A 539-nucleotide genomic window follows, 5' to 3' on the forward strand; every position below is an offset into this window, starting at 1 on the left:
ACATTCGCCGAAAATTCGAATTTCTCAACTAAGAGAACTCACAAATTTTACCTTAGCCTGATCCGTTACCAGTGAAAGTAACGTTCAGTCTATCTTTCTATCACATACCCAAATTTTTAAAGAACGAACTAGTCAAAGACTAGAAATCAACATTCACCATCACAACGATGGAATGCTCATTTCTAAGCTTTATACAAACAGAAGCAGTAGTGGTGGAGCCAAACGGGATCGAACCGTTGACCTCCTGCGTGCAAGGCAGGCGCTCTCCCAGCTGAGCTATGGCCCCGTATTTCTACAGGCGTTTCCCACACAAAATTGGTGGGTCTGGGCAGATTCGAACTGCCGACCTCACCCTTATCAGGGGTGCGCTCTAACCAACTGAGCTACAGACCCAATTTCGGGCTGCTTCTTTTCGTCTTCTTCAATGAATCAAGCAATTCGTGTGGGAACTTATGGAGCAGCTGATGTCGTCGATTAAGGAGGTGATCCAGCCGCAGGTTCCCCTACGGCTACCTTGTTACGACTTCACCCCAGTCATG

General features: G+C 46.9%; 2 tRNA genes and 1 rRNA gene. All 3 read right to left on the reverse strand.

The features are described 5' to 3' along the window. Positions 1-210: 210 nt before the first annotated feature. Positions 211-286, reverse strand: a tRNA-Ala gene (locus FIV38_RS29890). Between the two features lie 30 nt (positions 287-316). Continuing rightward, positions 317-393, reverse strand: a tRNA-Ile gene (locus FIV38_RS29895). An 82-nt stretch (positions 394-475) separates the two neighbouring features. Beyond that, positions 476-539, reverse strand: a 16S ribosomal RNA gene (locus FIV38_RS29900); the annotation flags it as partial.

This window comes from Pseudomonas proteolytica, assembly GCF_007858275.1.
Classification (GTDB): Bacteria; Pseudomonadota; Gammaproteobacteria; order Pseudomonadales; family Pseudomonadaceae; genus Aquipseudomonas; species Aquipseudomonas proteolytica.